Source organism: Aliivibrio sp. SR45-2 (assembly GCF_963890165.1).
GTDB classification, from domain to species: Bacteria; Pseudomonadota; Gammaproteobacteria; order Enterobacterales; family Vibrionaceae; genus Aliivibrio; species Aliivibrio salmonicida.
Genome location: NZ_CAWPRC010000214.1, coordinates 1 through 7,213, shown reverse-complemented (window position 1 = coordinate 7,213; position 7,213 = coordinate 1). Strand labels below are relative to the sequence as shown.

Annotated in this window: 6 protein-coding genes, 3 tRNA genes and 1 pseudogene; 3 read left to right on the top strand and 7 right to left on the bottom strand. The window is 35.2% G+C overall.

Annotated features, from left to right (window positions below):
* The 4 genes from AACV33_RS20170 to AACV33_RS20155 form a co-directional block, all read right to left on the bottom strand.
* Nucleotides 1-240 (bottom strand): GTP-binding protein (locus tag AACV33_RS20170; RefSeq protein ID WP_255458647.1); only part of this gene is annotated, 240 nt, incomplete at its 3' end.
* A gap of 93 nt (nucleotides 241-333) precedes the next feature.
* Nucleotides 334-408, bottom strand: a tRNA-Gly gene (locus tag AACV33_RS20165).
* A gap of 33 nt (nucleotides 409-441) precedes the next feature.
* A tRNA-Tyr gene (locus AACV33_RS20160) sits at nucleotides 442-525 on the bottom strand.
* Nucleotides 526-561: 36 nt separating this feature from the next.
* Nucleotides 562-637, bottom strand: a tRNA-Thr gene (locus AACV33_RS20155).
* 192 nt (nucleotides 638-829) lie between these two features.
* Here AACV33_RS20155 and coaA point away from each other — a divergent pair.
* Nucleotides 830-1,753: a type I pantothenate kinase gene (coaA, locus tag AACV33_RS20150; RefSeq protein WP_065611288.1), complete on the top strand. Its 924-nt coding sequence runs from the start codon at nucleotides 830-832 to the stop codon at nucleotides 1,751-1,753.
* On the opposite strand, the gene birA is transcribed toward coaA, so the two are convergent.
* Both birA and murB read right to left on the bottom strand, forming a co-directional pair.
* Complete coding sequence (gene birA, locus AACV33_RS20145; RefSeq protein WP_065611290.1) at nucleotides 1,754-2,713, bottom strand: bifunctional biotin--[acetyl-CoA-carboxylase] ligase/biotin operon repressor BirA; 960 nt, start codon at nucleotides 2,711-2,713, stop codon at nucleotides 1,754-1,756.
* On the bottom strand, nucleotides 2,710-3,750 hold the full coding sequence (gene murB, locus AACV33_RS20140; protein WP_065611292.1) for a UDP-N-acetylmuramate dehydrogenase: 1,041 nt from the start codon (nucleotides 3,748-3,750) through the stop codon (nucleotides 2,710-2,712). Before murB ends, birA begins: the two co-directional genes overlap by 4 nt.
* A 71-nt stretch (nucleotides 3,751-3,821) precedes the next feature.
* Here murB and AACV33_RS20135 point away from each other — a divergent pair, with 71 nt between their 5' ends.
* Nucleotides 3,822-4,250, top strand: coding sequence for a GNAT family N-acetyltransferase (locus AACV33_RS20135; protein WP_017020369.1), 429 nt, complete (start codon nucleotides 3,822-3,824; stop codon nucleotides 4,248-4,250).
* Between the two features lie 79 nt (nucleotides 4,251-4,329).
* Nucleotides 4,330-5,682 (top strand): CDP-diacylglycerol--serine O-phosphatidyltransferase, encoded by a 1,353-nt coding sequence (pssA, locus tag AACV33_RS20130; RefSeq protein WP_017020370.1) that lies wholly within the window; start codon nucleotides 4,330-4,332, stop codon nucleotides 5,680-5,682.
* Nucleotides 5,683-5,811: 129 nt separating this feature from the next.
* Here the strand turns inward: pssA and AACV33_RS20125 are convergent.
* Nucleotides 5,812-7,047: pseudogene (locus AACV33_RS20125) on the bottom strand (IS3 family transposase).
* Between the last annotated feature and the right edge of the window lie 166 nt (nucleotides 7,048-7,213).

Genomic DNA, 7,213 nt, shown 5'->3' with positions numbered 1-7,213 from the left:
AACGTGTGCATAGTGACGTGCAGGAGTATCGTACTCAACGTGAGAAGTTGAGATTGTGATACCACGCTCGCGCTCTTCAGGAGCGTTATCGATTGATGCGAAATCTTTAGCTACGCCACCGTAAACTTTTGCAAGTGTAGTACAGATAGCAGCAGTTAGAGTTGTTTTACCGTGGTCAACGTGGCCGATTGTACCAACGTTTACGTGCGGTTTCGTACGTTCAAATTTTTCTTTAGACATGGATAGTCCCTCTAGGTACGGCTATTGGTGGCTTTATATGGCCACGTAACCAATAAAAACATATTTGAAGTTATAAAGGATAAATAGAGAAGATGGAGCGTGCAGCGGGAATCGAACCCGCATCATCAGCTTGGAAGGCTGAGGTAATAGCCATTATACGATGCACGCATGTCATTCGACAGAACTATTTAACCTTGAATATGGTGGAGGGGGACGGATTCGAACCATCGAAGCTTACGCGGCAGATTTACAGTCTGCTCCCTTTGGCCACTCGGGAACCCCTCCACATTTTTATTTCTTTATATTAAACATAAAAAGAAATGGTGCCGACTACCGGAGTCGAACTGGTGACCTACTGATTACAAGTCAGTTGCTCTACCTACTGAGCTAAGTCGGCACAATTGGTGCGCATTCTAGTTAATATGGAAATATCATGCAACCGAAAATTTCAATAATCTGTTTTTTTTTACATGAACTAGAATAAATAAGCTTTTTTCACTCAAACTTTCTTAAAAACAAACCTAGGCTACTTTTTTATTCTTATGCCTTACTGTATTGTTCAAATTCATTTAATCATCTGGTAAGCATTGTGAATCCATACCTAAATTTCACTCGAAAGAGCTGGGCAGAATTACGTAATTCAATACCTTTAACGCTCACAGAAGTCGAATTAATGGCATTACGAGGGATTAATGAAAATATAAATATAAATGAAGTCTCAGAGATATATTTACCGTTGATACGTTTGATCCAATTACATATAGAAAGCTATCAACAAAAAAACATTATCCTCGATAACTTCCTTTTAAACAAAGGCTTCCAATCACCATTCATTATTGGTATCGCGGGAAGCGTTGCTGTTGGTAAAAGTACGACAGCTCGTATTTTACAAACGCTATTAACTCAATTGCTTCCAGAATTGAGCACTCAGCTAGTAACCACTGATGGGTTTTTATATCCCAACAAATATTTAAATGAACATAATATTATGCATAAGAAGGGATTTCCTGAATCTTATGATATTCAAACCTTAGTTTCCTTTGTTTCAGATATAAAATCAGGTAAGGCAAACGTAAAAGCACCAGTATATTCGCATTTGACCTACGATGTGACAAATGAAAAAAAAGTAATTAATAAACCTGACATACTAATAATTGAAGGCTTAAATGTACTTCAAAATGGCAGTGATTACCCTCACGATAACCATAATACTTTTGTGTCTGATTTTCTTGATTTTTCGATTTATGTCGATGCGGCACCCATATTACTAAAACAGTGGTATGTAGAGCGTTTTCTTAAATTAAGAGTCAGTACATTCAAAAAAGATAATTCTTACTTCTCACACTACACAGGATTATCCATTGAAAAATCCATTGAAAAAGCAGAGCATATTTGGAATACCATCAATGGATTAAATTTAACTGAAAATATATTACCTACCAAAGAAAGAGCCAGTTTAATTCTAACGAAAGGTGAGCATCATTCTATTGAATACGTATCGATAAAAAAATAATCACGCTTTTCTAACTGAAATCTCACCACCGAAATAAGATTCGACGATACAGTTACGTTCAAGCAATATCGCACCTTGCGAATTTATACCTCGACAAACACCATGAATCGATTGGCTTCCCATGGTAAGCGTGATGCTTTCATCTATAAAATTATCAAGTTTTTTCCATCGGTTGATGAAAGACTGTAGCCCCGAACGTTCAAACTCAAGTAATGTTTTATTTAAGGAAACTAATAATTCACTCGCAAGCTTATTTCTGATGTTCCTTTCACCTAATATAGTCATCAAATCAACCCAAGGTTGATCAATCACTAAAGCAGATTTTTCATTCAATTCTATATTGATACCAATTCCAATAACCACATCTGCACTTCCTCCTGATTGACCGGAAAGCTCAATAAGAACACCAGCTAACTTTAATTCATTCCAATAAATATCATTCGGCCATTTCAACTTTAAACCTTTACAACCCATAACTTCTAAGGCATCAACAACAGCGATTCCAATGGCTAAACTTAATCCCATGGTTGCGGCAAGTCCATTATCAAATCTCCAGAATATAGAGCAGTAGATATTACTACCGAATGGAGATACCCATGTTCGACCTCTCCTTCCTCGCCCTGCCACTTGATATTCAGCAAAGCAAGATTGCCCTTTTTTAAGAACAGTCATTTGGTCCAATAAGAACTGATTTGTAGAATCAACAACACCAAGAATTGAAGTTTGTGGCAGATCCTTACATATGACCTGATCTGCTGAGAGTAATTCTAAAGGAGAAGATAAAGCATAACCTTTACCCTGAATTCTATATATTGATAATCCCCATTCCTGAACCCCCTTAATATGCTTGCTTATGGCAGCTCTGGATACGCCAATGTCATCACCTAACTCCTCACCTGAATGAAAAGAACCATCACTGAGCGCCTTCAATATTTCTAGTTTTTTCAAGTGTTCCTTCATTCAAACAACTCCGAGAGTGACGTTTCTTTGCCCGAAAAATAAAATCGAACTTCATGTTCCAACTCTATATGATAAATATCAAAAATTGTTTTTTGAACATGGCGAGCTAACTCTAAAATATCTTTCGATGTTGCATTTCCATTGTTGATTAGTACAAGAGCTTGTTCTTTATGCACTTGGGCATCGTTAATCGAGAAACCTTTAAGTCCCGCGTGATCTATCAACCAACCTGCAGCTATTTTCTTTCCATCAGAGACGGTATATGCAGGCAGAGTAGGAAATTTTTTCGATAGTTTTAAGTAACATTCATCTGATACGATAGGATTTTTAAAAAAACTACCGGCATTCCCAAGCACTTCAGGATTGGGTAATTTAAGAGAGCGAATATCACAAATAGCTTTAAATACAGATTCAGCGGTTACTCCTACCACACTACCTAAATCGGCAAGGGGCCCATACGTCAAAAGTGGGGCCCACGATTTTGATAATTTAAAACCGACAGATGTAATGATTACTTTATCTTTTAATGATTTCTTGAAAATTGACTCTCTATAACCAAAATCACATTCACTTTTTGATAAACGTTTAATGTTTAATGATTCTAAATCTAAATACTCAACATAATCACAAACATCTTTAAACTCTAAACCGTATGCACCAATATTTTGAATAGGAGCAGATCCTACACAACCAGGGATCATTGCAAGATTTTCAATACCATTGTAATTATGCTCTACACACCACTTAACAAAACTAGGCCAATCTTCACCGCTTGAAATAGATAATAAATAATCAGTTTCTGTTTCCGTTACTTCTTTACCCAAAATTCGGTTAAGTACAATAACACCAGAAAAATCATTACAAAATAAAGTGTTACTGCCTCGCCCTAATGGTAACTTAATCGATGAGCGATAATCGTCATTTGACCATATATCAATAAAATCATTTATTGAATTTGCTTCGATAATAACATCCGCATTAACGTCAATAGAAAAACTATTAAAAGGGCGAAGATTTTTATTTAATAAAATATTCATATCACTTTATTTCATAGGTTAGATTAAGTACATTCTAACGCAATGAATGCAATCTACATAGAATCCAACGAATGAATCTTACTGTTTCTCACTTAAACAAAATGCGCTTACCTCTTCTTCATAAGATTTATAAAGAGAATTACCCATCAGGCAAACCTAAAGGAAAAGAAGAAATATTAATACTTGAAGACGACAAGAAAATCATAGGTTCTGTCCGTATAAAGACCTATCAAGATTGTAATTTTTTAACCGGTATGATGATAATTGAGAATAGAAGAAGAAAAAAACTAGGTAACTATTTCTTAAAAGAAATCATGACTCGTATAGATAACATTCAAAATTGCTATTGTTTTTGTGAGCCCTCTCTTTTATCTTTTTATACTCAAAATCACTTTATCATCGCAGAGTCAACGTTCATTCCAAATGTTATTAGGTCCAAATTTGAACGATACTCAAATTCAGGAAAAAAACTTCATATTCTACGATATAAAAAAGATTAAGTATTCGACATTAATCTCGGCATTTTGACTTAAATTTGCTAAAATATCGGATATTATATTGATAATTTAATGACTAGTTATGAACTCAACAACTCATGAAAGTAAAGAGCAGCTACGTAAGCTCCCTATGTTGTCTCAACATCCTGAGAATATAAAGACCCTTCATACAGCTGAAGATTTTCGGTATGAACTATTAAACCAAATAAAAAAAGCTACAAAACGCATCTACATCGTGGCTCTATATCTTGAAAATGATGATGCAGGTAGAGAAATTTTCACTGCATTATATGAAGCAAAACAAAAACAACCATCATTAGATGTGAATGTTCTAGTTGATTGGCACAGAGCACAAAGAGGCTTAATTGGTGCCGAAAAAAGCGATGGTAATGCTGCTCTATATCGTGAATTTTCCGAAACTTACAAGTACCCAATAAATGTATTAGGTGTACCAGTAAGGAATAAAGAAGTTTTCGGTGTCCTACATCTTAAAGGCTTTATTTTTGATGATACCGTCGTTTATAGTGGCGCAAGCTTAAATGATGTATATCTTGCTCATAAAGATAAATATCGTTTTGATCGATACCATATACTGAACAATGCATTCTTAGCCAATTCTATGGTGTCACTTATCTCCAAGACACTTATAGCTAGTGACGCTGTAAATTGCTTATCACAAGCCAATCGACCAGATACAAAATCATTAAAGCCTGCAATCAAAGAACTAAGGCAACAATTAAGCATTGTAAATTACCAATTTATACCTCAAACAAGAAAAGTAGGTGAAGTTGGTGTTACACCTTTAATTGGTTTAGGTCGCAAAGGTAACCGCTTAAACAAATACATACAATTATTGCTTGCATCTGCGGTAAGTGAAATAACAATATGTACTCCTTATTTCAACTTTCCAAAACAGATTGCGAAAGAACTAAAAAAAGCACTCCGTCGAGGAGTGAAAGTGACTATTATCGTTGGTGACAAAACAGCTAACGACTTCTATATCGCTCCAGAAGAGGATTTTAGAACGATAGCAGGACTTCCCTATTTATATGAGATGAACCTTCGACACTTTGCAAAATCAAATGAAACATCTATTGCAAGTCGACAGCTATCAATCCATTTATGGAAACATGAGAATAATAGTTTCCACTTAAAAGGTTTGTGGGTTGATAATGAATTCACCTTAATCACTGGTAGTAATTTAAACCCAAGAGCTTGGAAATTAGACCTAGAAAATGGGTTGTTATTACAAGATCCAGAAAAATTGCTAATCACCGAAAAAGAATCCGAACTAAAGGTAATACTTCAACATACTCAATTAGTCGGTTCTTACAAGCAAGTCGATAAACTAGAATCTTATCCGATCCCTGTAAAACGTTTAATAAAACGCATTAAACGAATAAAAGCCGATCACATACTAAATCAAATTTTATAATTAAAAGAGGCTTATTAAGGCCTCTTTCTTTATCTAAATATTATTAATCTACGTCATCAACATAACCAAAACACCACTGATTAATCAAATTTTATTTTATTGTCTCGTCCTAAAATACGTTGACGATTTTTAATTGAAAGCTAAGTGCTTATGCACTTGGCTTTTTTTATGTACTTGATTTGGAGTTTTTATTCCCAAACTTAAATGTGGTCGCATTTCATTATAAATAAAAATAGACTCTTCAACTAGACACCTTAATTCGTCTAAACTTTTGCACTCGTATAAAAGGAACTCTTGTTTAAGGACCCCATTTATTCGTTCTGCTAGTGCATTTTGATAACAGTCATATCCATCAGTCATTGATGGCTTAATATCATTTTCGCTGAGTTTTTTTGATAAATCTTTGAAAAATATTGTAAGCCCCGATCTGAATGATGAATAGTCTCTCTTTGATACTGACGACAATCTATTACCATATCAAGGGCTTTGACCACATCTGTCGCTTTCATTTCATCACTTAATTCATACCCCATAATCTTTCGACTATAAGCATCTGTTACTAAAGATAAATAATGAACACCTTCTTGTGATTGAACGTAAGTGATATCACTGACAAAAACCTCTTCTGGTGTTTGAGGTATACTTCTTTTAGTAAATTCGGATGTTTTTTCATCCAATGCTTACTGTAGGTAGTTTTTATGTAACTTCGTTTAGGCTTTACTAATAAACGCTCATTTCTTAAATAAGAAAAGAAATTATCTCTCCCTAACCTTATACCATGAGTGATAAATTTCGGCTTAAGTAAAAAATATAATTTTTTACCTCCAATCCGAGGCATATATCGTCGAATTTCTTACACCATATTCTTAACTGGTGAAAGTTCAACTGCACGCTCAAAGCTCTACGTTCTTGTTGGTATATGCATTGCCTTGTAATGCAAGTAGCTGACTAGCTCGCCCTAAGCTAATTATTTTCTACTTTTGAAGGCTTCTTGCTCCTTGGCAATATACTTTTTTCTAAGGCCAGCGCCGTGCTCTGCATCCATAATATTTACCACTTCATTAAGTAATAAATTACGCATTCTTTCATCATCAAGCTCTCGCTCTAAACGTTTGATTTTTTGTGCAGGTGATTCTTTTGCTTTCGGAGATTTAGGCATAATAATCTTAGGTGATTAAGACCAGTCCATCTTACCGTGTTTTCTTAACCAAGTAAGTACGGTAGAGCGGCCTTGAATACCATAAATATGTTGAGCTTGCTTATAGGTCATATCGCCTTTTCTATAGCGGTAACAAGCTGCAATTTAAAGCCTAATGAATAATCGCGTTGAGTTCGCTTATTCTTTGTTTTTTCTTGATTTGTCATATAAAAGTCCTAAATGTGTAAACACATTTCAGGACAAGACATATACAGACGTAAAAAAGCCCTAATCTTTCGATTAGGGCTTTTTAAATAGTGGCGGAGTGGACGGGACTCGAACCCGCGACCCCCGGCGTGACAGGCCGGTATTCTAACCAACTGAACTACCACT